This window comes from Deltaproteobacteria bacterium GWC2_55_46, from assembly GCA_001595385.3.
Lineage (GTDB): Bacteria > Desulfobacterota > GWC2-55-46 > GWC2-55-46 > GWC2-55-46 > UBA5799.
This window is the reverse complement of the sequence record LVEI03000001.1, coordinates 1,356,482-1,380,615: the sequence shown is the minus strand read 5'-3', so window position 1 is coordinate 1,380,615 and position 24,134 is coordinate 1,356,482. Positions and strand designations below refer to the sequence as shown.

General features: G+C 56.4%; 24 protein-coding genes. 11 read left to right on the top strand and 13 right to left on the bottom strand.

From position 1 onward, the window contains the following. Window positions 1–36: 36 nt before the first annotated feature. The 6 genes from A2V21_306480 to A2V21_306455 all read right to left on the bottom strand — a co-directional run bounded on the left by A2V21_306480 (window position 37) and on the right by A2V21_306455 (window position 9,747). Complete coding sequence (locus A2V21_306480) at window positions 37–1,611, bottom strand: hypothetical protein (protein OIJ73941.1); 1,575 nt, start codon at window positions 1,609–1,611, stop codon at window positions 37–39. Then, entirely contained in the window at window positions 1,608–3,056 is a 1,449-nt protein-coding gene (locus tag A2V21_306475) for a hydrogenase 4 subunit F (GenBank protein ID OIJ73940.1), read from the bottom strand. The genes A2V21_306480 and A2V21_306475 overlap by 4 nt, the downstream gene beginning before the upstream one ends. Before the next feature lie 34 nt (window positions 3,057–3,090). Further along, window positions 3,091–3,756: a formate hydrogenlyase gene (locus A2V21_306470; protein ID OIJ73939.1), complete on the bottom strand. Its 666-nt coding sequence runs from the start codon at window positions 3,754–3,756 to the stop codon at window positions 3,091–3,093. A gap of 6 nt (window positions 3,757–3,762) precedes the next feature. After that, window positions 3,763–4,710 (bottom strand): formate hydrogenlyase, encoded by a 948-nt coding sequence (locus tag A2V21_306465; GenBank protein OIJ73938.1) that lies wholly within the window; start codon window positions 4,708–4,710, stop codon window positions 3,763–3,765. Next, window positions 4,707–6,752: a hydrogenase 4 subunit B gene (locus A2V21_306460; protein ID OIJ73937.1), complete on the bottom strand. Its 2,046-nt coding sequence runs from the start codon at window positions 6,750–6,752 to the stop codon at window positions 4,707–4,709. Before A2V21_306460 ends, A2V21_306465 begins: the two co-directional genes overlap by 4 nt. 415 nt (window positions 6,753–7,167) lie before the next feature. Then, complete coding sequence (locus A2V21_306455) at window positions 7,168–9,747, bottom strand: hypothetical protein (GenBank protein ID OIJ73936.1); 2,580 nt, start codon at window positions 9,745–9,747, stop codon at window positions 7,168–7,170. Window positions 9,748–10,030: 283 nt separating this feature from the next. Between A2V21_306455 and A2V21_306450 the strand changes: the two genes are divergently transcribed. The 9 genes from A2V21_306450 to A2V21_306410 all read left to right on the top strand — a co-directional run bounded on the left by A2V21_306450 (window position 10,031) and on the right by A2V21_306410 (window position 16,797). Next, window positions 10,031–10,525: a hypothetical protein gene (locus tag A2V21_306450; protein OIJ73935.1), complete on the top strand. Its 495-nt coding sequence runs from the start codon at window positions 10,031–10,033 to the stop codon at window positions 10,523–10,525. A gap of 18 nt (window positions 10,526–10,543) precedes the next feature. Beyond that, window positions 10,544–10,783 carry a hypothetical protein gene (locus A2V21_306445; protein ID OIJ73934.1) on the top strand — a complete coding sequence of 80 codons (240 nt, stop codon included), beginning with the start codon at window positions 10,544–10,546 and terminating at the stop codon, window positions 10,781–10,783. 416 nt (window positions 10,784–11,199) lie between these two features. After that, the gene (locus A2V21_306440; protein OIJ73933.1) at window positions 11,200–11,409 is read left to right on the top strand and encodes a hypothetical protein; all 210 of its coding nucleotides are present in this window, start codon (window positions 11,200–11,202) and stop codon (window positions 11,407–11,409) included. Between the two features lie 20 nt (window positions 11,410–11,429). After that, entirely contained in the window at window positions 11,430–12,068 is a 639-nt protein-coding gene (locus tag A2V21_306435) for an isoprenylcysteine carboxyl methyltransferase (protein ID OIJ73932.1), read from the top strand. 223 nt (window positions 12,069–12,291) lie between these two features. Then, window positions 12,292–12,516 (top strand): hypothetical protein, encoded by a 225-nt coding sequence (locus tag A2V21_306430; GenBank protein OIJ73931.1) that lies wholly within the window; start codon window positions 12,292–12,294, stop codon window positions 12,514–12,516. Further along, on the top strand, window positions 12,516–13,145 hold the full coding sequence (locus tag A2V21_306425; protein OIJ73930.1) for a hypothetical protein: 630 nt from the start codon (window positions 12,516–12,518) through the stop codon (window positions 13,143–13,145). The genes A2V21_306430 and A2V21_306425 overlap by 1 nt, the downstream gene beginning before the upstream one ends. Window positions 13,146–13,167: 22 nt before the next feature. Next, window positions 13,168–13,659: a hypothetical protein gene (locus tag A2V21_306420; protein OIJ73929.1), complete on the top strand. Its 492-nt coding sequence runs from the start codon at window positions 13,168–13,170 to the stop codon at window positions 13,657–13,659. A gap of 32 nt (window positions 13,660–13,691) precedes the next feature. Then, a complete protein-coding gene (locus A2V21_306415) occupies window positions 13,692–16,001 on the top strand; it encodes a copper-translocating P-type ATPase (GenBank protein ID OIJ75083.1) in 2,310 nt (769 codons plus the stop codon). Window positions 16,002–16,191: 190 nt separating this feature from the next. After that, entirely contained in the window at window positions 16,192–16,797 is a 606-nt protein-coding gene (locus A2V21_306410; protein ID OIJ75082.1) for an SAM-dependent methyltransferase, read from the top strand. 95 nt (window positions 16,798–16,892) lie between these two features. On the opposite strand, the gene A2V21_306405 is transcribed toward A2V21_306410, so the two are convergent. From A2V21_306405 to A2V21_306395, 3 genes are all read right to left on the bottom strand, one after another. Continuing rightward, window positions 16,893–17,273, bottom strand: coding sequence for a Fe-S cluster assembly scaffold protein NifU (locus A2V21_306405; GenBank protein OIJ73928.1), 381 nt, complete (start codon window positions 17,271–17,273; stop codon window positions 16,893–16,895). An 82-nt stretch (window positions 17,274–17,355) separates the two neighbouring features. Then, on the bottom strand, window positions 17,356–18,525 hold the full coding sequence (locus A2V21_306400) for a cysteine desulfurase NifS (protein ID OIJ73927.1): 1,170 nt from the start codon (window positions 18,523–18,525) through the stop codon (window positions 17,356–17,358). A gap of 19 nt (window positions 18,526–18,544) precedes the next feature. Next, window positions 18,545–19,009: a transcriptional regulator gene (locus tag A2V21_306395; GenBank protein ID OIJ73926.1), complete on the bottom strand. Its 465-nt coding sequence runs from the start codon at window positions 19,007–19,009 to the stop codon at window positions 18,545–18,547. 236 nt (window positions 19,010–19,245) lie between these two features. Here A2V21_306395 and A2V21_306390 point away from each other — a divergent pair, with 236 nt between their 5' ends. Both A2V21_306390 and A2V21_306385 read left to right on the top strand, forming a co-directional pair. Then, window positions 19,246–20,232, top strand: a complete 987-nt coding sequence (locus A2V21_306390; GenBank protein ID OIJ75081.1) for a hypothetical protein — start codon at window positions 19,246–19,248, stop codon at window positions 20,230–20,232. A gap of 22 nt (window positions 20,233–20,254) precedes the next feature. Further along, on the top strand, window positions 20,255–21,067 hold the full coding sequence (locus A2V21_306385; GenBank protein ID OIJ73925.1) for a hypothetical protein: 813 nt from the start codon (window positions 20,255–20,257) through the stop codon (window positions 21,065–21,067). A gap of 72 nt (window positions 21,068–21,139) precedes the next feature. On the opposite strand, the gene A2V21_306380 is transcribed toward A2V21_306385, so the two are convergent. From A2V21_306380 to A2V21_306365, 4 genes are all read right to left on the bottom strand, one after another. Continuing rightward, on the bottom strand, window positions 21,140–21,664 hold the full coding sequence (locus A2V21_306380; protein OIJ73924.1) for a hypothetical protein: 525 nt from the start codon (window positions 21,662–21,664) through the stop codon (window positions 21,140–21,142). A gap of 214 nt (window positions 21,665–21,878) precedes the next feature. Continuing rightward, window positions 21,879–22,490: a hypothetical protein gene (locus tag A2V21_306375; protein ID OIJ73923.1), complete on the bottom strand. Its 612-nt coding sequence runs from the start codon at window positions 22,488–22,490 to the stop codon at window positions 21,879–21,881. Next, a complete protein-coding gene (locus A2V21_306370; GenBank protein ID OIJ73922.1) occupies window positions 22,487–23,197 on the bottom strand; it encodes a hypothetical protein in 711 nt (236 codons plus the stop codon). The genes A2V21_306375 and A2V21_306370 overlap by 4 nt, the downstream gene beginning before the upstream one ends. Continuing rightward, the gene (locus A2V21_306365; GenBank protein ID OIJ73921.1) at window positions 23,194–24,111 is read right to left on the bottom strand and encodes a tRNA (adenosine(37)-N6)-dimethylallyltransferase MiaA; all 918 of its coding nucleotides are present in this window, start codon (window positions 24,109–24,111) and stop codon (window positions 23,194–23,196) included. The genes A2V21_306370 and A2V21_306365 overlap by 4 nt, the downstream gene beginning before the upstream one ends. Window positions 24,112–24,134 lie beyond the last annotated feature (23 nt).

Sequence of the window (24,134 nt, the reverse complement as noted above, 5' to 3'; positions counted from 1 at the left end):
ACAGGTTGGTGAAAAACACAGATTTTGGTCAGGCTGCTAAAGGTCGTGTCCTGAATACGACTGGTTAAAGCTCTTGTTGCAAAGCGGGAAGTCCGGGACGATGTTGCCTCCCCTTATGGCCTGCTCGATGGCGAGCCAGTTTACGCTCGAAGGGTCCCTCACCATGCACCTGTTTATATTCCTGTCCAGGCCGCATTGAACCCAGTAGACGACCTCGCCGCGCCAGCCCTCCACGGCCGAGAAGCCGGATACCTCCGGAAGCGGACGTGTCCATTCGGCCGAAAGCGGCCCGTCCGGAAGGGCGCCTATCATCTCTTTCAGGAGCCTGAAGGAATCGCGCACCTCTTCAATCCTTATCCATGCCCTTGCGTGGACGTCCCCTGAAGTAAGGATGTTGGCCTTTGGCAGGTGCTTGTCATATGGCGGGAACTGCCCCTGTATCCTTACGTCGAGGGGCTGGCCGCTCGCCCTGGCGACGAACCCCACTACGCCGAGGTACTTCGCGACCTCAGGTTCAAGGACGCCTGTGCCGTAGACCCGGTCCTGCACCGTCGGGTTGTCATCGTATATGCGCGCGAGCCTGTCGAACTCATCCTTGAGGGTCCGTATCTCGTCGGAGAAGAGAGCGACATCCTGTGCCCCAATGTCTGTTGCAACGCCTCCGAGCGTCACGCGATCCATCATGAGCCTGTGGCCGAAGACCACGCGGTTGGTCCTGAGGACCTTTTCCCGCAATATCGAGAACTGGTTGTGGAGGAAGGCGAAGCCTGTATCGTTACAGATGGCGCCTATGTCGCCCAGGTGGTTGGCGACCCTCTCGCGCTCCATCATGATGGCCCTTATATACCGTGCCTTTGCCGGCAGGACGCAGCCGGAGGCCTCTTCAGCCGCCATGCAGAAGGCCACAGCGTGCGCGACGGTGGAATCCCCCGAGACCCTCCCGGCCAGGCGCACCGCCTCATGCCAGGGGAGCGACTCGAATCTTTTTTCTATGCCCTTGTGCGCATAGCCCAGGCGCGTTTCGAGGTTTATTATACCCTCTCCCACGGCCTGGAACCTGAAGTGCCCCGGCTCTATTATGCCGGCGTGGACAGGGCCGACCGGGATCTCAAAAACACCCTCTCCCTCGGCGGTGACCCAGCGGTATTCGCCTTGAGCCTTTGCCATGGGTTTTTTGCCGTCAAAGGACTTTCTTAACGGATAAGCGTCCTCGGGCCAGTGCTCATGCTTTATCCACGGCCTCAAGTCCGGGTGGTCGAAAGGGATAAGCCCCATGAGGCTGTGTATCTGCCTCTCAAAGCGGTGCGCTGCCGGAAAATATTTCGTGAGGCTGGGGAAGTAAGGGCTGTCATTGGCAAGCTCTGTCTTTATAAGCAGATATTCCTCTCCGGCGCTGTAAGCGGCATAGAGGGCGAACCCCCTGTCGAAGAAAGACTCGTCAGAGGCCCACTCGGCGACGAGCCTTACCCCGGCCTCCTTCAAGACCTTCGCCGACTGGGCGAAAAGGTCCCTTTTCACCTTGCAGCAGACCGCGCCCCGCGCCGTCCCGTCCATCTCGGAGGAGCCTTTGCTCAAGAGAAATTTCAAGAGGCTGTCTCTTTTTTCGCTCATCTCAAAAGCTCCGCTGCCGTGTGGAACCACTCGCTCAGGAACCCCGGGAGGTAAAGGCCGAGTAGCAGGACAAGGGCTATATGGACCATCACGGGGATGTGCGCGGCCCGAAGCGGCTTAAGGCCGGGCGGGGCCTCCCCGAATACCATCGGCATCACCTTCCTGAACATAGCCGCGAAGGCCACTCCAATCCCCAGGAGGAAAAGAGGCGTAAGGTAAGGGGCGGTTTTCATGGCGGCGGTGAGTATAAGGAACTCGCTCGTGAAGACCCCGAAGGGCGGCATCCCGGCTATGGCGATGACCCCGAAGATCAACCCCCAGCCCACGAGCGGGTTGCCTCTTATAAGCCCCTTTATCCCGGTCATATCCTGCGTGGAGTGCATCTGCGCCGCGTGGCCGGCCGTAAAGAAGATGGCGGACTTCGTAAGCGAATGGACGAGCATATGGAGGAGCGCGCCGAAGGTTGCTACCGGCCCGCCGAGCCCGAAGGCGAAGGTCGCTATTCCCATGTGCTCGATCGACGAATAGGCGAAAAGCCGCTTTATGTCCTTCTGCCTGAGAAGCGAGAACGAGGCGACGAGTATGGATATGAGGCCGAAGGCCATCATTATATATCCGGTCTTGTTGCTGTGCGTGGCGCCGTCCACGAGCACCTTGCACCTTACGAGGGCGTAGAGGGCGACGTTTAGCAAAAGCCCGGAGAGCACCGCCGATATCGGGGTAGGCCCTTCGCTGTGCGCGTCCGGCAGCCAGTTATGCAAAGGCACGAGCCCCACCTTCGTGCCGTAGCCGACCATGAAGAATATGAAGGCCAGCGAAAGCACCGTCGGCTCGAGGTCCCCGGCCACCCGGCTGAGGTTCGTCCAGAGGATGCCCTGCGAGCCATCGCCGAATATCTTTTCGGCCGCGAAGTAGAGAAGGACTGTGCCGAAAAGGGCCTGGGCTATGCCCACGCCGCAGAGTATGAAGTACTTCCATGCCGCCTCGATCGCCGCCGGGGTGCGGTAGAGCGAGACGAGGAGGACGGTGGAGAGGGTTGCGAGCTCCATCGCTATCCACAGCACGCCTATGTTGTTCGTAAGGAGCGCGAGGAGCATGGTGAAGATGAAGAGCTGGAACATGGCGTGGTAGAAGCGCATGCCCTTGTGCCCGATCCTGCCGTGGCTCCGCTCGTGCCTCATGTACCGCCTGCTGAAGATAGCCGTGGTCATCGAGACGAAGGCCGTAAGGACGGTAAGATAGACGTTGAAGGCGTCGACGAAAAAGAAGTCGCCGCCGGCCATGAAGGGGCCCCATTCATAGACCTCGAAGGCGAGCAGAAGGCTCGCGGCGAAGGTGGCGGCAGAGCCGGCTATATTTATCTCCGGCGCGAACTTCCTGTCCCCTATGAAGGCCAGAAGCACCGCCGCCACGAGGCTTGCGCCCATGACTGTCAGAAGGGCCATGCGACTGTCTCCTCCGTTCTATCCGCGTATGCGCTCACTCATCCTCCTTAAGCTTCTCCATCTCCTTGAGGTCAAGGCTGTCGAAGGTGGTGCGTATTTGGAAAAAGAATATTCCGAATATGAACGCGGCGATGAGTATGTCGAGCGCAACGCCAAGCTCTACGACGAGGGGCATGCCGTAGGTGGCGCTCGTGGCCGCGAAGAAAAGCCCGTTCTCAAGGGACAGGAAGCCGACTATCTGGGTGACGGCCTTCCTCCTCGTTATCATCATCAGAAGTCCCAGCATGACGGTCGAGAGCGCCACGGCCAGGGTGGAGCGCGTGACCAGTGTAGAGAGCTCCATTATGGGCGAGGTCAGGTGGTACGAGAAGATGACGAGGGCGATCCCTATGAGCATGGTAGCGGGTATGTTGACCATGTACTCCACTTCCTTGTGGATCTTGAGCCTGTGGATGAGCGTATAGAGTATGTACGGGAGCGCGAAGACTTTAAGTATCAGCGTAAGTATCGCGGAGATATAGAGGTGCGAGAGTCCCGCCGAGTAGCCCACGACAGCGGTGCTCATCGACAGGAACAGACCCTGCCAGGCGAATATGTGCAGCAGCCCGTTGATCCTCCTCTGGACAAGGAGCCCGAAAGAGGCCAGCAGTATCAGGGCCGCCAGGACGCTATTTAACTGTGCCGCGAGGCTAAGGTCCATTTTTTCCTATTCCAGTATGAAATACGACAGCATGCCAAGGGTGGCAAAAAGGAATGCCATCCCAAGGAACTCCGGGACCCGGAAGACGCGCATCTTCGCTATGCCGGTCTCGATAAGCACGACTAAAACACCGATCAGCGCAAGTTTTACGGCTAGCGCGACGATAGCGAGGGGCAGCATGCCGGGGCTGTCGATGCCGGCTATGCCCCAGGGCATGAAAAGGGCGACGCCAAGGGAGGCGAAAAGAAAGAGCTTCATCATACGCGCCCACTCGATGAGCGCGAGGTGCCGCCCCGAGTATTCGAGCACCATCGCCTCGTGTATCATCGTAAGCTCGAGGTGTGTAGCCGGGTTGTCGACGGGTATGCGCCCTGTCTCCGCTATCGCTATAAGCGCGAAAGACAGGAGCGCGAAGGCGAGCGATGGACGGAGCACAAAAGCCCCGGACGTAAGCTCGTGGACCATGTAGGAAAGCGAGGTCGAATGGCTCACGAGCGAGACCGTAAAGACCGACATGAGCACCGCGGGCTCCGCGAGCGATGAGATCATCATCTCGCGGCTGGAGCCCATGCCGCCGAAGGCGGTACCGGTATCAAGCCCGGCAAGGGCCGTAAAAAAGCGCGCTATGGCAAAAAGGGCGACGAGGGCTATGATGTCGGCCGTAGCGGCAAGCGGCAGGTCGACCGAGATTATCGGTATTATGGCGCCTGCCATGAGGGTCGCCCCGAAGACTATGTACGGCGTTGCCGTGAATATCCACGAGGCGTTCTCGGCCAGTACGACGTCCTTTACGAGGAGCTTCTTTATGTCCCTCATCGGCTGAAGGAGCCCCGCCGAGCTCCTCCCCTGCGTCCAGCACTTGAGCGTCCTGATCCATCCCACAAGTAGCGGGGCCGCAAGCACCACGATGACGACCTGCAGGCTTTCCATCAAGACCGGGTAATATTGCCTCATGCGAACACCAGCAGCACTACAAGGGTTATGAACGAGTATAGAAGGTATATCTGTATGCGGCCGTGCTGGAGCCTGCCGACCTTCCGGGCGAGCCAGAACGAGCCGTCCGAGAATGGTTTGTAGCAGAAGTTCCAGATACGGTCCCTGACCTTGAGGTGATAGATGTACTTCTCCGGGAAGAGGCCTGCGTCCTTCTTCCCGATTATCTTCGCGGTCTCCTTGATGCTGAAGACGAAACCGAAGTTCTGCCGCGTGGGCATTGAAAACGAGGTGGAGGTGTACTGCATCCTGTTTGTCATCTTCTCAAAGCCGCAGTCCCACAGGGGGGCCCTCCGGACGCTCACGTCCCTTGTCCTGAAGGTCAGGTAGACTATGCCGACTATCAGGGCTATCCCGAGGAATACCATCGGGGCCGAGTACGACGCCCTCTCCGCCGCCACGGGCGTAAGCCATAGCCAGCCGGAGGCCTCAGCCGTGGGCGATATCCTGCCCGAGACGAGCATCTCCGGGATGATGTCGAGCCACCCGATGACAAGGTTCGGGAATACGCCGAGGGAGAGGCACGAGAGGGCCGCCAGCGACATGCCAGCCCTCATGGGCCAGTTTACCTCGTGGACGTCCCTCGCCTGCTGCCCCCTCCATTTGCCGAGGAACGTGATGCCGTATACCTTCACGAACGCCCTTGCCGAAAGCGCGACGGCAAGCGCCAGGAGGGCGGCGCCAAGCGGTATGAAGAGGTTGAGGAGGCTGTTCGGGAGCGCAGGCGAAAGGAGGAACGACTGGAAGATGAGCCATTCGGAGACGAAGCCGTTGAAGGGCGGCAGCCCCGATGCGGCCAGGCACCCCGCCAGGAATAGAGGGGCCGTCCACTTCATCTTGTGGATGAGCCCGCCGAGTTTTTCCATGTTTCCCTCATGCGCCGAGTGGACCACCGCGCCCGCGGCCATGAAAAGGAGCCCCTTGAAGACCGCGTGATTGAGCATATGGTACAGGGCCGCGGCCATCGCGAGCGCGGCGAGCGTTTCCATCCTGAAAGACGTGAATATCATGGCGAGCCCCACCGCGATAAGGATAATCCCGATGTTCTCTACCGATGAATAGGCAAGGAGCCTCTTAAGGTCGTTCTCCATGAGCGCGTAAAGTACGCCAAGGACCGCCGAGAGGAGGCCGAAGACCAGCACGAGGCCGCCCCACCACCATTCCGTTACGCCGAGGATGTCAAAGCAGACGCGGATAAGCCCGTAGAGAGCGACCTTGAGCATGACACCCGACATAAGGGCGGATATATTGCTCGGGGCCACCGGATGCGCCTCAGGGAGCCAGACGTGCAGCGGCACGACCCCTGCCTTTGCCGCGAAACCCAGAAACGCCAGGATAAAGGCTATGGACGACCATGCGGTGGAGATCTGCGCGGTCCGCATGGCCGAGAAGGTATAGCCCTGGAAGTTCTCGAACCCGGAGGCAAAGCCAGCTATGAGCCCGAAGGAGAGCAGTATAAGGACCGCCCCTACATGGGCTATGACCATGTAGACGAAGGCCGCCCTCCTGTTTTGCACATGGTCGTCCTCGAAGCATACGAGAAAGAACGATGACGCGGTCATGATCTCCCAGGAGATAAGGAAGAAGTAGGCGTCATCCGAGAGGAGCACAAGGAGCATGCCCGCCATGAATATGTTGGAGAATACAAGTAAAGAGGTGACCGGCCTCCTGGCGAGAAAGCCCCTCAGGTAGCCGGCGGAATAGATGGAGATGAAAAAGCCCATGAGCCCCAGAAGGGCGGCAAAGAAGCCTGATACGGGGTCGAGCCTCAGGTAAAAGGGCATGTCCGGCAATCCGATCGGCAAGGAAGCCGCCTCGGTCGAACCGGCGAAGACAGAGCTGAAGCCTCCCCAGAACGCGGCCAGGGAAGCTATCGCCGAGAGTATGCTGGAGAAGCGGATAAGCGATGGCTGGCTTCTGCCGAGCATGGCAGAGAGTAAGGATGTGGCCAGGAAGATGATTATTGAAGCTGAAACTGTTTCAAGCGGGGTCGGGTAGATCACTTCATATCCCCGTTAGCTGAAGACGGGTATTCTGCCGGGCCTTGCCCAGGCCTCTTCCGGCAGAATCTCAGAAAAAAAGAAAAAAGAAATGATTGGTCCTCGTCGTCCATATATCAACCCCGAAGTTATTGGAATCTTATGGGAATTGGAGAGGTTACCGCGAGCTATTCGGTGTGAACCGGAAAAAGGCGCAGATATATCGAGAAGAAGGGTGTGGGGCCAGGGATAACAGTGATAAGATGCGGCTCTTTCATGTCTACCATCCAAAAACAGGAAAAGAAGAACACAGATATTTTTGCAAGTTAATCCGGCGTTGTCAAGAAGGAATTGCGGCTTTGCGGCATGGGGACCCCGATATGCAACCAAAATACCTTTTAAATTCCACTCGCTTCACCCGGCATGGCGAGAGGGGCTTTTATGTCCTTTGAGCAGAGATAGCGGCATGCAGCGACCTGTCCAGTTCGGATGCGTCATACGGCTTTTTCAAAAAGCCGCAGAAGCCGTATCTTTTGAAATCAGCGATTACAGAGGTGTTTGAATATCCGCTCGAGACGAAGACCTTTGCCGCGGGATCGAGCTCAAGAATCTTTGCGACCGCCTCCTCTCCTCCCATGCCGACAGGCACCGTGAGGTCCAGGATGACGGCATCGAACGCAGAATCGTTATCCATGCCTTCCCTGTATTTGTTAACGGCTTCAAGGCCGTTGGAAGCATCCGCGACCTCGTACCCGAGTGATTCAAGGGCCTTTCGCACCGAGGCCCTTACGCCTTCCTCGTCGTCCATCACAAGCACCCTGCCGGTCCGCGTCATAAGGGCTCCGCCGGTATCATGGATATCCGAAGGCGCCTTTGTGGCCGAGGCAGGCACGAGGATCTCGAATATAGTGCCGTGCCCGGCGCTGGAGCTTACGGAGATATGGCCGTTGTGGTTCTTTATTATCGAATACGAGCTGGCAAGGCCGAGGCCGCTGCCCTTCTTTTTTGTGGTGAAATACGGGTCGAAGACCCTCGATAGATTTTCTTCCGGTATGCCGATGCCATGGTCTTCTATGGTTATCTTTACGTACCTCCCACGCTTGAGGGGCAAGCCCTTTTCAAGCCCTGTGAGTTCGATCTCCTCTGCCGAGAGCTTAACGATGCCTCCGTCGGGCATGGCCTGGTCCGCGTTCATGAGCATGTTGTTTATGACCTGCGTCATCTGTCCGCGGTCCGCCTCTATGTCTGAGAGCCCTTCGGCGAGGTCGAGTTTGCAGGCCGTCTTTGTGCCCCTCAGGGAAAGATTGGCGACCTCGTTCAGGAATTCGCGCACCGGGACGGCCTTCACTACAGGCTTGCCGCCCTTCGCGAAGGTCAGGAGCTGGTTCGTAAGGTTTGCCGCCAGGGCAGTCGAATTCTCCACAAGGCCTATCATCTCAAGGCTTTCGGGGTCCAGCGAGGCGTTGTGCTTCAATATGGAGATATTGAGCCGTATTACGGCAAGGAGGTTGTTGAAGTCGTGGGCTATGCCTCCGGCAAGGACCCCGAGGGAGTCAAGCTGCTGAGATTTTATCATCTCGCCTTCGAGCTTCTTCCTTTCGGTTATGTCCATCGCGGAGCAGATTATCTGGACGACGCGCCCTGCGGCGTTCCTGACCGGGGCCAGCGTGGTAAGGAGGACCATGGGGCCGTTGGGCGTATTGAACGTCTCCTCATAGTCGATGGAGCCGGTATCGACGCACTCAGAGCAGCGAGCCTCAAGCCGCCCACCTGTATCCGGCCCGAATACGTCCGGCAGCAAAAGGCCTGCCGCGAACGCGGGCTTTATGCCGAGCATCTTATCGACGTTGGCGTTCCACCACATCAGCCGGAAAGCGCCGCCTTGCTCGGCGTTGACCATGAAGATGGCCTCGTGGACGTTATGGACGATGTTCTTGAGAAATGCCTCGTTCTCCCGGAGCCTCCCCTCGGCCTCTATGCGCGCCTTTATCTCGTCTTTAAGCTTAACGGTGCGTTTTTCCACCGTGGCTTCCATCTGGCTGGCGTGCCATGCCAGTGCCTGTTCAAGGAGGCCGCGTTCATTGTTGAGCCTCAGCAATTTCCGGCCCACTAAAAAAGACATCAACGTGACAGCCGTTATCACAGTGGCGACAATGGCTATTATCATGTTTCTCATGGCGTTGACGGTGGCCATGACCTCTGAAGCGCGCATGTGCACCATCACGCATCCGCCGTAGCTCTGTACCGGCCTGTAGGACATGGCGGTAGGCACACCGGTATAGTCTGGCGTGATTATGAACGATCCGCTATTGCCCGCAAGACAGTCTGTCATGGCGGCGGCGTCGACAGGGTGGCTTTCCCTGTGGTAAGAATAGCGAAGCGTTGTAAGCGCCAGCCCGTTGGAATCAGTCAGAAAGCTCTCCCCGGTAGTCCCCAGGATGCTGTTGTCCCTGTATAGCTCATTGAAGGTGTTGAGCCTGCCCAGGGCCAGCAGGAGCGCGCTGCCGTCCTTCCAGGGCTCGATCGCCTGGCCGAGGAGCAGCACGCGCTCGCCGCCCGGCAGGGTCTCGGTGAGCACAAAAGGTCTTTGCTCTTTAAGCTTGAGGGCCCGTTCGATTATCTTCTGCGGGAATGTGCCAGCTCTCAGGTGGCGTCCTGTTGTCAGGTCTACTACGGATAACCCCGCAAAGTAGGTGCTCCTTTCCACCATCTCCCGCAGGGCCACGGTATCGCCTGCCTTGCCCCCGGGCGACAGCCCACGGGCCAGGCGCGCCGTTTCAGGGTCTTTGGCGAGATGGTCGAGCGAGACCTGCCGCCTTTCTATCAGGAGACGGGTCGTGAATTCGCGGTCCGCCGCCAGGGTGTCAAGGAGGACAGAGGTCTGTTCGAGATGAGCCGACCTGTTCATGCTGTATAAGACGTAGCCGATAATCGCGCAGGGGAGCACTGCAATGATGGCCAGGGCTGCGAGCAGGCGCAGGAATACCGATTCATTATGTCCGCGTGATCTTGAAGGCATCGGTTGTGAGCAGGTTTGTTTTTTTGGAGGACAGGCGCTATTCGCTCTTGCCAGTATATATCAAAATCCCTCCGGTATCCCTATAGTACTAAGTTACTTATCCTGTGGCAAGCAGCACTTGGGGGGCGGTTCACATCCTGTGCCCTCCCATCTCCATTATGGCGGGGGCTATCTTTATGAAGAGCGAGCGCATTTTCCCCGGTTTTTTTGGATCTCTCGATTTGACAGGCGGACGATCAAGGTTAGACTTAAAAAAGCCGCTGAAAAAGCATAAGGGCATTGAATGGACATATTCTTCCGTATCTTCCAGGGCATCTCAGAGATGCCGAATATACATCCCCTCATAGTGCACTTCCCCATCGCCCTTCTTGACTCCTTCCTGTTGATGGAGCTGCTGAGTTTTTTTACAGGAAGGGAGAGCTTCAGGTTTGCGGCTGACTGGATGCTCTATCTGGGTACTGCAGGCGCGCTTGGGGCTGTATTGGCAGGGCTATGGGCCGCGACTACGGTAGAGCATTCAGAGGAGGCTCACGCGGTCCTTTTGACGCACAGGGACCTTGGGTTGACCGTGCTCGCCTTAAGCCTCTTCCTTTCAGCATGGCGTATCTATTCCAGGGGGCGTTTTTCAAGAAAGGGGCGTTTGTTCCATCTGGCTGTCGCCTTTATAATCGCGGCAGTAATGGCCATTGGCGCGGACAAGGGCGGCCTGATGGTATACAAGTACGGCGTTGGGGTGAAGGCTGCTGAGGCGCAGGGGCATGAGCATGATGTGGAATAGCTATAAAGGCAAGCACTCATGAGAATGGATTGGATGCAACATTGGATGACGCCCCCGTATCACTGGCTATGGGCGCTCTTCTGGCTCGCGATATGGGTCCTTGTCATTATCGGTATAGTAAAGCTCATAGGCACGTTTCTTGGGAAGAATAAGATTATAGAGAAGCGGGCCATGGATATCCTCGACGAAAGATATGCCAGGGGCGAGATCACGAAAGAAGAGTATCTTGAAAAAAAGAAAGACATTTCAGGGGCTTGACCCTGCCTCAAGCCCTTACCGGTGCTTTATTGCAGATAGCCTTTGACATCCTACGAATAGTAGAATATTATAAAATCAGTTAGCGAGTTTCATGGCCTTAAAAGGCCTTTTTTTGACAGCATATGTTCTACTATTTGTAGAATGATGGCGCCCCCCCCCCTCAGCCATGGCAGCGATAGCAATCAGAAATCAAATAAGGAGTAATGTATTTATGCGAAAGGCCCTTATCCTAATACTTTTAGTCCTTCTGGCTGGATGCGCGACCGCCGGGAAAGGCGGCTCAGGCAGTGGAAAGAGTCAGGATAGGAATCATTTGGAGCACAGGCATTAAGGACGCGAAAAAAGGATATAATGTGGGTATTGCAGGCATTGGTTCTGCCCTGGAAGGTCGCATGAGCCTTTAAAAGGAGGCGTTTATGGCAAAGGACCCCGTTTGCGGCATGGAGGTCGATGAAAAGGATGCCCAGCTCTACACCCATTGCGAGCACGAGACCTTTTACTTCTGCTCAAAGAGCTGTCAGGACCGTTTTGAGCTGGAAAAAGGCATCAGGCACTCAGAGCCAGGCAAAAAATGGTGGCAGAAGTTAATAAAAGAGCCGAAGGGCGCGCCTCCAAAATGCCATTGACCGCGCGCAAGAGGTAGGCGATGCACGGAGACGGCTTCTCTTACGGATACGGCTTCTGGTCGCTCGTCATCGTAAACGTCCTCTTCTTTCTCTTCTTTATCCTTAGCTTCCTCGCGCCAGTAAAGAGGAGGGAATGGAGGTCGATGGGGGTGGCGACCGCCTTCATAATCGCCCTCTTTACCGAGATGTACGGCTTTCCCCTGACGATCTATATCCTTACGGCCGTACTGGGGGCGAAGTACCCGTCGCTTAATCCCTTTTCCCACGAGAGCGGACATCTCTGGGCCACATTGCTCGGCGGCGGCCAAACGATGCTCATGCTCATACACCTGGTAAGTAACGGCCTCATGATAGCCGGTTTCCTTGTGATGGCCTCCGGATGGAGGCAGGTGCACGGAGCTAAGGGAGAGCTGGTCACTACAGGCCTTTACAGCCGTGTCCGCCATCCCCAGTACTCAGGGCTTTTCCTTGTGACCATAGGGCTTCTTGTGCAATGGCCCACTATCATAACAGCCGTCATGTGGCCTGTCCTCCTCTTCGCCTATTACAGGCTCGCTAAAAATGAGGAGGAGGAGATGGAAAGAGGTTTCGGAGAGGCGTACAGGAGGTACAGGGAGGAGGTCCCTATGTTCATACCGAAGATAGCGGCAAAAAAGTAAAAGAGAGAGAGTTGATATGGACGTAAATACGATAATATTCATCATTATCATCGTGGTCTTCATGTTCCTCATGCACCGTGGCGGAGGGGGTTGCTGCGGTGGCGGGCATTCTCACGGGAAGAAAGAGGAAAAAGAGGGTAAGGCGAGCAAGGAGGAGAAAGGAGGCGATGATCATCATGGCTGCTAAAAAGCCTGCAAGGCTTAAAAGGAGCATGATCTTAAAATGGGAACAGTAATGGTGATCATGATGGGGCTTATGCTTATAGGGGCCTTGGTCTGGGGCGGCCACCACGGCATGCCGGGGGGCCATGACAGGGACGGGCATGCTGAAGGGTCTATGGTCAAGGAAGAGGCCGGGGAGCCATGCCAGCAGCCCGACTGCAACGCGGAAGGTTTGAAAGAGGATTTGCATCAAGGTAAACAAGGGGAGAATAAAGAGGCAAGATGATGAACTCCATACGGCCTGTAAGGCCCGGGATATTGATAGGACTGCTTGGGATCCTTTTCGGCATAGGCTGGGCTTTCTGGCTCGTGCTCGGCCACGAGCGTTTGCATGCAAGCCTTGAGGCCGCCAGCTTAACCGTCGTCCCGCTGCACGAGCAAGAGGCCAGCCATAACGCTGAAAACCAGATAGAATCCGCAGTAAGGCGCACGCACAACAACGGTGCGGAGCACATGCACGTGAAAAAAGAGGCTATGCCGGTCTCTACACAGGAGGCCCATGGCCACGGCGGAGGGCATAATGACGCTTTGACGGAGCTTACCCATACCCGCCTTACCAGGGGCCATCTGCATGCGATGGGGCTCGGCCTTGGGGCTATTATTATTTCCTTTATCCTTGCTTTCACCTCAGCCAGTGGCTGGATAAAGATAGCCGCCTCCACGATGGCAGGGCTCGGCGGCCTCATCTATCCGCTGGCCTGGATAGCGATGGGCTACAGGACCCCGTCCCTTGGCCCGGAGATGGCAGAGGCCTCGGTAACGGTGATAGCTGCCCCTGGCGTGGGCCTTTTTCTTGCTGGCGCGCTTACCGCCGTCTTCTTTGTAGCAAAGGACATGCTCATGAATAAGCGTTAAAAAAATCGAATGGAGGCGCATTATGTACCGTATTATCTTATCTGCCGTCGCAGCAGCTCTTCTTCCTCAGGCCGCTTTTGCCCAGATGGACGGGCAGATGATGGAGCACATGAAAGAGCATATGGGTGGCCAGATGGAAGAGAAGGGGCAGATGCGGGAGAGCGCGGCCCTTGCCATGGAAGCAGAGGCAGCCGGGGTCACGGCAAAGGTGACATATAATAACCCCGGCAATGCCTCCCCTGTCTTCAATGTGGTGCTCGATACCCACTCCGTTGAGCTCGACCGGTACAGGTTCGAGGATATAGTAGCGCTCCGTGACCAAACTGGCGGCGAGCATGCGGCAGGGCTTGTCTCTTCCAAGGGTTCAGGCCACCACAGGGAGGCAACCATCGAGTTCAGGGGCGCAGACCTCGCTGGCTCTGATTACGTCGAGCTTGTAATAAAGGACGTGGCCGGGGTCCCTGAAAGGGTCTTCAGGTTCGACCTTAAGGGAGGCGTAAGGAAGAGCCTTTAAGGATGGGGAAGAGCTTAGGGAAGGAGAGGCAAATGCCAAAAGACCCGGTATGCGGGATGGAAGTAGACCCGTCGATGTCTGCTGGAAAGAGCGAGCACAAGGGCGAGACGGTCTATTTCTGCTCTCTCAAGTGCAAAGAAAAATTCGATAGAGACCCTTCGAGCTACCTCGGGGCAGGCAAGCCCTCCGGCATGAAGACCGGGATGGAAGAGGCGGCCCCAGGCGCCAGCGATACCGCGAAGGACCCTATCTGCGGCATGGTGGTCGATAAGGGAAAATCTTTAAAGAAGGAGCTTGGCGGAAGGACCTTCTACTTCTGCAGCGACGGGTGCCTAAGGACCTTCGAGTCTCCTGAAGAAGAGCTTAAGAAGATGAAGAGGCGGGTCTCTATCGCCCTGGCAGGGGTCCTCGTCCTTGCCATCCTCCGCGCCGCCTTTTTCCTTGGCCTCGCCGCCGGCGCGACCATACTCACCTGGGCGCCGATACCGCAGCTCCCCTGGTTCACATGGGGCGTCTGGCTCTTCATACTTGTAACCCCCGTACAGTTCATCGGCGGGTGGAGCTTTTACAAGGGTGCCTATAACGCCGTGAGGAACAGGATGATAAACATGGATTTCCTCATAGCCCTGGGCACGACGGTAGCGTACTTCTATTCCGTAATAGTCATATTCGCCCCTGACATATTGCCTGTCAAGGTCGAGGAGAGGGACGTCTACTTCGAGGTGTCGGCGGTTATCATCGCCTTTGTCCTCCTCGGAAAGTACATGGAGGAGATAATAAAGAAGAAGTCCTCGGCGGCAGTAAGGAAGCTACTTGACTTGAAGCCGCAGGTGGCGAGGGTCATAAGGGACGCTCAGGAGATGGAGATACCCGCTGAGATGGTCCAGGTCGGTGAAATTGTGGTAGTGAGGCCAGGCGAGAAGATACCGGCTGACGGTCTTGTAATGGAGGGCTCTTCCGCAGTGGATGAGAAGATGATAAGCGGCGAGTCCATGCCGGTCGATAAGAAACCGGGGGACAGCGTCATAGGCGCCACCATGAACAAGGTGGGCATGCTCAAGTTCAAGGCCGTAAGGGTCGGCGCAGAGACCACAATCAGCCAGATAATCAAAATGGTCGAGGAGGCGCAGGCCTCATCAGCCCCCATACAGAGGATAGCAGACAAGGTCTCCGGCTATTTCGTCGTTTTTGTTGTTACAGTGGCCTTTCTATCTTTCTTCGGGTGGTGGGCGACTGGTAATTTCCCGCAGGGGTTATTGGCTTTTATAGCTGTGTTGATCATAGCATGCCCATGCGCCCTCGGCATAGCGACCCCCGCTGCCCTCATGGTCGGGGTCGGAAAAGGGGCCGAGGCCGGCATTCTCATAAGAGGCGGCGAGTACCTGGAGAGGGCGCAGAAGCTCACTACTATTGTCTTTGACAAGACCGGGACCCTCACCCGGGGCGAGCCTTCAGTAACCGATATCGTGCCGTTCGATTCCAGTACTGAGACCGTCCTCATGTACGCCGCCATGGCAGAGAAGGGCTCGGAGCACCCGTTGGGCGAGGCTGTAGTAAGGGCCGCAGCGATGGATAAGGCAGTGGTCCCGGACGCGGATTCCTTCGAGGCTGTCCCCGGGTACGGGGTAAAGGTGGCCTTCAGGGGCGATACTGTCTTTTTCGGCAACAGGAGGCTCATGGAGGCGAATGGGGTCGATATAGCCGGGGTTGAGGATAGCATGAAGGCGCTTGAGGAACAGGGCAAGACAGCGATGCTCCTTGCGAGGGGCGCCACGGTAATGGGGATAGTGGCCGTTGCGGACACCCTGAAGGAGAGCTCGATAGCCGCCGTAAGCGCCCTTAAGAGGGAGGGCGTTGAGGTCATAATGCTTACCGGCGATAACGAAAGGACGGCGCGCTCGGTGGCCGGACAGGCCGGGATAGATAAGGTCATAGCCAATGTGCTTCCGGGCGAGAAGGTCGGGGTGGTAAAGAGGCTTCAGTCCGAGGGCAAGGTTGTGGCAATGGTCGGCGACGGCATAAACGACGCCCCGGCCCTGGCCCAGGCCGATATCGGCATAGCCATCGGCAGCGGCTCTGACGTGGCAAAGGAGACCGGGGGTATAATCCTCGTCAAGGACGACGTAAGGGATGTCTTTGCCGGTATAAAGCTCTCAAGGGCTACGATGAGGAAGATAAAGCAGAACCTCTTCTGGGCCTTCATCTATAACTCGATAGGCATCCCGATAGCGGCCCTCGGCTTTCTTAACCCTATCATCGCCGCCGCCGCCATGGCCTTAAGCTCACTTTCCGTCGTGGCCAACTCGGCGACCTTGAAGGCGTTGAAGATAGAGGTAAGCTGATATGCAAAGGCTCTTCTGGCTCTGCCCGCCGCTCATGCTCCTGGCGGCGGTCTTGGCCTTTCTCGCCCTGGGTTTCTCTATCCTCTCATCTATCCTCGTCTCTTTACTTATAGTCTGCCCTGTGATCATCGCCTACGGCGTTATCAGGGTGCGCTCGCTCTCAAAGGAGCCTCCCGCGCCAACCAGGGGCATGGCGCTCAACTGGGTTGCCCCCTTCTACGACTGGTACTGCCCGCTAATTGGCCTTGGCAGGGTCTTCAGGGAAAAGACGGTGGAGCTTGCTGATATAAGGCCCGGGCATAAGGTGCTGGACGTGGGCTGCGGCACAGGGGTACTTACAAGGATGGCGGCTCAAAAAGCCGGACCTGACGGGAGCGCGGCAGGCATCGACCCTGCCCCGGCCATGATAGGGGAGGCAAGGATAAGCGCGGGAAGGGAGAAGAGCAGGGCAGAGTTCAGGGTCGCGGCCATGGAAGATCTGCCTTTCGACGACAATAGCTTTGACATCGCCCTTTCAAGCCTGATGCTCCATCACCTTCCGCCGGATGTCAAGATCAGGGGCCTTGCCGAGGTAAGGCGGGTGCTTAAGCCCAATGGGCGCCTTTTACTGGTAGATATAGACAGGCCGGTGACACCCTTATGGTGGATAATCGCATGGCCCCTTAAACTATGGCCGAACACCATAGAACAGGTGCGGGGCAATATCGGCGCGTATCTTGAGCAGGCGGGGTTCAGGGATATAAAAAAGGAGGGCAACTGGATCAAGATACTCGGCTTCTGGTCCGCGATGAAGTAGCAGCGTACCTGGATTTAACATGCCAGAGAGGTTCGAGATAAACAAAGCCCCCGAGATCACCCTCGGGGGCTTTGTTTTCCAATCTGTCTGCCGGTTTACCTTGCCGGTTCTGTCTGTTTCTTCTTATAGTCCTCGATCGCCGCGTGGAGGGCGTCTGCGGCAAGGTTCGAGCAGTGCATCTTGACGGGCGGCAACCCGTCGAGGGCCTCCGCTACCGTGTTGTTCGATATCTGCTCCGCCTCGACAAGGCCCTTGCCCTTTACAAGCTCGGTTATCATAGAGCTTGTGGCTATGGCCGCGCCGCAGCCGAAGGTCTTGAACTTTACCTCTTGAATCACGTCGTTCTCGACCTTTATGCTGAGCTTCATTATATCTCCGCAGGCAGGGTTCCCTACCGTGCCGGTGCCGTTCGCGTCCTCGACCTCGCCCACGTTCCTGGGGTTTGAGAAGTGGTCCATCACTTTTTCGCTATACATATCCCTCTCCTATTGGCTGTTGATTGGTAAAAAAACACTTTTCTTTATTATATATCCGACTTTGGAATTGTTGTCAAATCCGCTACTTCGCCGCCCCGGCATATAGCGGGGACATGGACCTCATCCGCTCCACTATGGGCGGCATTATCTCTAAAAGGTAGTCTATCTCCTCGGCCGTATTGGATTTGCCGAGGCTGAACCTCACGGAGCCGTGTGAAAGCTCGTGGCTTAGTCCCATTGAGACAAGCACATGGGAAGGCTCAAGGCTTCCTGAGGTGCAGGCAGAGCCGCTTGAGGCCGCTATGCCCTTCATGTCAAGGTTCAGAAGGAGCGATTCGCCCTCGACGAACTCGAAGGAGATGTTCGCCGTGTTAGCGAGCCTCTTGTCTGGCGCCCCGTTCACCATTATGTGCGGGACACGCTCGGCCATGCCCTTCTCAAGCCTGTCACGAAGGACGGTAAGGTGCGCTATCTCCCTGTCCATATCGCGGAGCGCCACCTCGGCGGCCTTGCCCATGCCGATTATGCCGGCCACGTTCTCGGTGCCGCCCCTCCTGTTCCTCTCGTGGTGGCCGCCGTGGATGAGGGGCACGAGCCTGGTGCCACGCTTCACGTAAAGCGCCCCCACTCCCTTGGGGCCGTAGAGCTTGTGGCCGGAGATGGTGAGGAGGTCGACGTTCAGGTCCTGCACGTCTATCTTTATCTTTCCAGCCGCCTGCACGGCATCGGTATGGAAGGCGATGCCCTTTTCTTTCGCTATCGCGCCTATCTCCTTTATGGGGAAGAGGACGCCGGTTTCGTTGTTAGCGAACATGACCGTTATAAGTATGGTCTTGGGCGTTATGGCGGCCTTGAGCTCGTCGAGGCTTATAAGCCCGTACTTGTCAACGTCGAGACAGGTCACCTCAAAGCCCTCCTTCTGGAGGTGCTTGCAGGTGTTGAGCACCGCCGGGTGCTCTACCTTGGTGGTTATTATGTGGTTGCCCTTGTCCTTCTTGGCCCAGGCAAGCCCTTTAATGGCGTGATTGTCGCCCTCCGTGCCGGAGCCTGTGAATATGAGCTCAAGGGGGGCGCAGTTAAGGAGGGCGCATACCTTTTCTCTGGCATCCTCCAAAGCCTTCTTCGTGCCCCTTCCAGCCCAGTGTATCGAGGACGGGTTGCCCCACTGCTCTTTCAGGAACGGCACCATGGCATCGAATACCTCATCAAGCACAGGGGTAGTCGCGTTGTGGTCGAAGTAGATCCTCTTCAATTTCTTCAAGCCTCCGTTATTATTCAGTTAAGCCGCAGAGGTCCGCGTTCACGCGCGGCTGGCCGTTCTTTAAGGCGTTGGCCTCCCTGCTCAGGTCATCTATGGAAACCGAGTTTAGAAACTCGGCGATCTTTTCCGCAAGACACTTCCATACACGCTGGGTGGTGCAGCGCGTGGCCCTGTCGCACCCGGCGGAATCTTCGTCAAGGCAGGCCACAGGGTTAAGCGGTTCTTCTACCACGGCTATTATCTCGCCCACGCTTATGAGGGACGCGTCTTTTGCCAGCACGTACCCTCCGCCAGGCCCCCGGACGCTTTTGACTATCCTGCCTTTCCTGAGCTTCACGAAGAGCTGTTCAAGATAGGATAAAGATATCCCTTCCTCAGCCGAAATACCCTTTAAGGTCACCGGTCTTTCGCCGGAGTGGCAGGCCAGATTGACCATCGCCCGCACCGCGTATTGTCCTTTTGTGGAAAGCCTCAAATCAAACCTCGAACTTCTTGATATAATAGACGGTGAAATACCAATATGTACAATCTAATATACCTTATCAATTTTGTCAAGTATTAACGATCAAAAAAGTACTCTCAACGTAAGCTGGAAAAAATTTAAAAATATTGATTCAGGTATAGACAGGGTTTTTTCACCTTGATATAATTTTAATTATGAAAAAGACCCACAAATTCAAATATTTACCCGATAGGGCGTACAGGTCCCTCATAAAGGGGCTCTTAAGGGAGCATAAGGTCTACGGCACCGTTGAAAAGGATGGCTTCCCGGCCTTCGCGGAGATTTTTGAGGTCGATGACCTGAAACTTTCGGAGACCCCGACCCACCTTTCAGCCAAGGAGTTCCTCTTCCCGCAGCGCGAGGTGCTCCTCAAGTTCAACATGCGCACCTCGACCCATGTACCGGTAATAGAGGCGGAAAAGCAAGTGCTCATCGGCCTTCACCCCTGCGATATCAAGGGGATGGGGCTCATGGACAGGGTCTTCTCGCATGGCGTTTCTGACCCCAATTACCTCGCCAGGCGCGAGCAGACGATAGTCGTCGGCACCGACTGCGTGCCTGACGAGTACTGCTTCTGTTCAAGCCTCGGCACCGACAAGGTCGAGGATGGCTTCGATATATTCCTCCACAGGATATCCAGGGGATTCCTCGTAAGGACATCTACCGACAGGGGCGCGGAGCTTCTTTCAAGGCTCGCCGACTCGCGTGAGCCGACGGTACGCGAGCTGAAGGAGCTTGAGGAGAGGGGGGCGCAAAGGGAGCGGGCCTTCAAGGCAAAGATAAACGGCGCGCCTGAAGACCTCCCGGCGATATACGCCAAAAGCGATGAAAGCCCGGTCTGGGAGAAGATCGGGGCCATCTGCTACGGCTGCGGCGCGTGCAACAACGTCTGCCCGACCTGCTACTGCTTTGACGTAAAGGACGAGGTCAGGCCGAACCTGGTCGAGGGCGAAAGGGTAAGGACGTGGGACGGTTGCACCCTGGAGGACTTCGCCAAGGTGGCCGGAGAGCACAACTTCAGGAAGAGCCGGGCAGAGAGGCTCAGGCACAGGTTCAACAGGAAGTTCAGGTACCTGGCCGGCACCTTCGATTCGCTCTTCTGCGTCGGGTGCGGCAGGTGCTCAAGGACCTGCCTTGTAAAAATAAACATAGTGGATGTAACTAATGAGCTTATACGCGAAAGTCACAGACGATAGTCTGAAGGAATTTGCGAGAGAGATGGACTCTCCGTACCTCCCGTTCCTCGGCATGGTAGAGCGCTCCATGCGCTTGAGCGAGAAGGAGAGGTTCTTTGCGGTAGTCCCGTCGAGCGAAGCGCTGCTTGCCTACAGGCCGGGGCAGTTCTTCATGGTAGGGCTGCCCGGCTACGGAGAGGCGCCTATTTCGATCACCTCCGCGCCGGGTGATACAAGGATAGAGCTCTGCGTAAGGGCGGTGGGGAACCTTACGAACGCCCTGCACAAGCTGAGGAAGGGCGACAGGATGTGGCTTAGAGGGCCGTTCGGCAGGGGCTTCGCCACTAACGAGATGGAAGGCCGGGATATCGTCTTCGTGGCAGGCGGCATAGGCATCGTGCCCATGCGCTCGCTCGTGAAGGCCGTTCTGGCGGAGCGCGAACGGTTCGGGAGGCTTACTCTTATCTACGGCGCAAGGACTCCGGAGGAGATGCTCTTTACCGAGGAGATGGACAACTGGAGAAGGCGCGGCCTCGACGTCCAGCTTACGGTAGATAAGGCAGAAGCGAGGTGGAAGGGCAACACCGGGGTCGTCACGACCCTCATACCGAAGGTCTCGATAAAGGAGAAGGAGACGCTCGGGGTCATCATCGGGCCGCCGGTGATGTACAGGTTCGTCATATTAAGCCTCAAGGCTTTGGGGTTGGGCGCGGAAGATATCTACATGTCCCTTGAGAGGCGTATGAAATGCGGGGTAGGAAAATGCGGCCACTGCCAGATAAATAGCGTCTACGTATGCCAGTGCGGCCCTGTCTTTAAGCTCTCGGAGCTGGGCGGACTGCCTGAGGCGATTTAGCGACCAGTTAAAGGCAGGCAGTAAACGAAAAAACAAAAGGCGGGTCAAAGACCCGCCTTTTGTTTTTTCATATCACTTCTTCCCAGTCTGTATCCTGATCTCCCTTCTCGCGTAATCTATCCAGGTATACAAGGTAATCGCGGCTGTGGTCGCCGCGAGGGCGGTGAACTCCGGGCCGTTGCCAAGCAGCATGGCATAGACGACGGTGATTATCTGGAGCAGGGTCGTTGATTTGCCGAAAACGCTTGGTGAGATGACCACCTTCCTCCCGGCGCTCCGCAACGCCAGCACGCCTGAGAGGAGAAATGAATCCTTGAGGATCACCGGAATAGTAAGCCAGAGCGGGATGAGCCCTTTGGCGGTCAGCGCTATAAAGGCGCTCACAAGGAGGAACTTGTCGGCGAACGGGTCCATGTTGGCGCCGAACTCAGTGCGGATATCGAACCTGCGGGCGAGAAAGCCGTCGACCGCATCGGTCACACCGGCGACGATAAAGACCGCCGCTGCCGAGTATAGGCGTTCGTCGATGACGAAATAGAGGAAGACAGGGACGAGGACTATCCTGAAGACTGTAAGGATGTTCGGGATGTTCTTCATTTTCCGCTTACGGCTGTTGAAAGGTTCCATCTGCATCGTTGTCTTCGTCGTTACTGCTGCATACAAGAACAGTACGCTGGATTGCCTTTAGCAGGCTGTTTTTCAACAGCCTGCCGGTAATTTGCCGATGGCTACATGCGAGATTCTTCGCTTCGCTCAGAAGGACAACAAGGCGCAAATAAATCAGAGGTTCCTTAACTGTTAAGATTGGTCTTTACGGCAGCCATTTGAAATATGTCTTCCTGGATTGTTCCCGTGCCTGCCCGGCCGGCAGGGTAGTGAAGATAGCGTCAACGAACCTCTGCACCCTCGGCTCGTATGCCTTGTACAGGGCCAGGTGCATGGGGGCGCTGTCGATATTAAGGTCAGCCTCGCTGCTCGAGTACTCGGCCTGCCAGAGAAGGCTGCCGTTGGCTGAGCGCAGCTCGAAGGAGGCCCTTATCTCAAGCGAGGCATATGGAGGCAGGCTGTGCTTGTCCCAGTCCTTCATGCGTATGAAGAGGACCGAGTCCGCTCCGAAGAGAGCGGCTACCTCGTGCGGGGCCTTGCCGGTAAACCAGTCCCCGGAGCCCTTGCCAGCCTTCTCCACGTCCTCAAGAGGGACGGTCTGATAGTTAAGGAGGTTGAGCTTTTCCGCGGTCATCCTCCTGAAGAGATAGCTTATATCGTCGGCCTCTTTCGCGGCCTCCAGCTCCCAGATGAGGGGCAGGACGACCACCTTCGTCGGCCTCGTCTGCTCATATTCCGGGGATACGATATGTTTGACCGCGGGTCCGCAGCCTGAAAGCGTAACGGCGATGATTATCGCGAATATGAGTCTTCTCATTCTGTTGCAAGCCCCTCGGACGGCCTAATGATTATCTGTCCCGCGCCTTCCGTTACCGTGAAGTCCTGAGGCAGCTCTCTGGCGATCCTGCCGGCAAGGGTAGAGGGTTCTCCGCTCGCCCTCGCGAGAAGTGTTATCCTGCCGTTAGAGAACGAATTGTACGAGATGTCTTTTATGACGGTTATCTTCCGCAAAGAGGCGAGAAGACCTTTGAAGACCGTATAGTCCCTTACGTCCATGATGTTTATGACGAGCGGGGCCGAGAAGCTTTCCACCGAGAGGTACTTGCCTATAGCCTGCCTTAGCGCGCCGTTATCTACAGAGGCGTCCACCCATATGTGGTAGAGCTCCACCCCCCCCGCAGCCGTTACACCTTCCGGCATGGCGCCGGAAGGGAGCATGTCCATGTGGTTGACCCAGCCTTCCGAGCGTATCTTGTAGTTAAGGACAAAGCGCCTCGCCTCAGAGGTCAGGGCCTGCATCACAGGGTCGTTGGCTGAAAGCGACTCTTTCGTAAGAATGGCCTTCGCGGCGTCCGAGACCGCGTTTTTGAGGGCGTGGTCGATGGCCCTGCGCTTTACATCGGCTATATCGTCCGATTTCAAGGCGGTGCCCTCAGATGGCACTACCTCGATATCGGCCCCATTCACCAGAGAGGGGATGATAAGGACAAGCGCGATAAAGAGTATTTTGAGATGTTTTTTCAATCGAGGAATTCCCTTACAATCGTTATTATACCCGTTTTATCAGCAGGGTTAAACCATCTTATTTCATGGTCGCCCTTAAACCAGGTCAACTGCCTTTTTGCGTAGTGTCTGGTGTTCCTCTTCAAAAGGCGGACCGCCTCGTCGAAGGCGTATTCGCCATTTATGAAACCTGTCATTTCTTTATAACCCAAACCGCGCATCGGCTTCAAGTCAGAACGGTATCCCATGGCAAGCAGCTTTTTTGTCTCATCCAGAAGCCCGGCCGCTATCATCCTGTCGACCCTGTGGTCTATGTCGGAGTAGAGCTCCGTCCTCTCCTTCGCAAGGCCTATCTTGAGGGTCTCGTAAGGTGAGGATGAGAAGGAATGCTCTTTCTGAAGACCGGATATGGGCTTTTTGGAGAGCTCATAGACCTCAAGGGCCCTTACCACCCTGTGCAGGTTATTGGGGTGTATCTTTGCCGCGCTCTCGGGGTCTACCTCCTTCAGCATCTCATGGATGGCCGCCCTGCCCTTTGAGCCAGCGATCTCAAGTAGCCCCCTTCTAAGGTCCCAGTCGGCCTCAGGCCCCTCAAAGAGCCCCTGGGTAAGGGCCTTTATATAGAGCCCCGTGCCTCCTGCCATGAATACGTTCCTGCCCCTTGAGCGTATCTCGCTTATCTTGTCAGCGGCATCTTTTTTGAACCTTGCCGCCGTATATTCCTCCCGGGGGCCGACGATGTCGATGAGATGGTGAGGGACGTCGCCCAGCTCTTCTTTTGATGGCTTCGCGGTGCCGATATCCATGGATCTGTAGACCTGCATCGAATCGGCGCTTATGACCTCGCCGTCAAAGAGAGTTGCCAGTGTAGCGGCGAGTTCCGTTTTACCCGAGGCCGTTGGCCCGGCTATTATGACGATCTTTGTTCTTTCCATCGTAAAAGGGATTATACAACTTC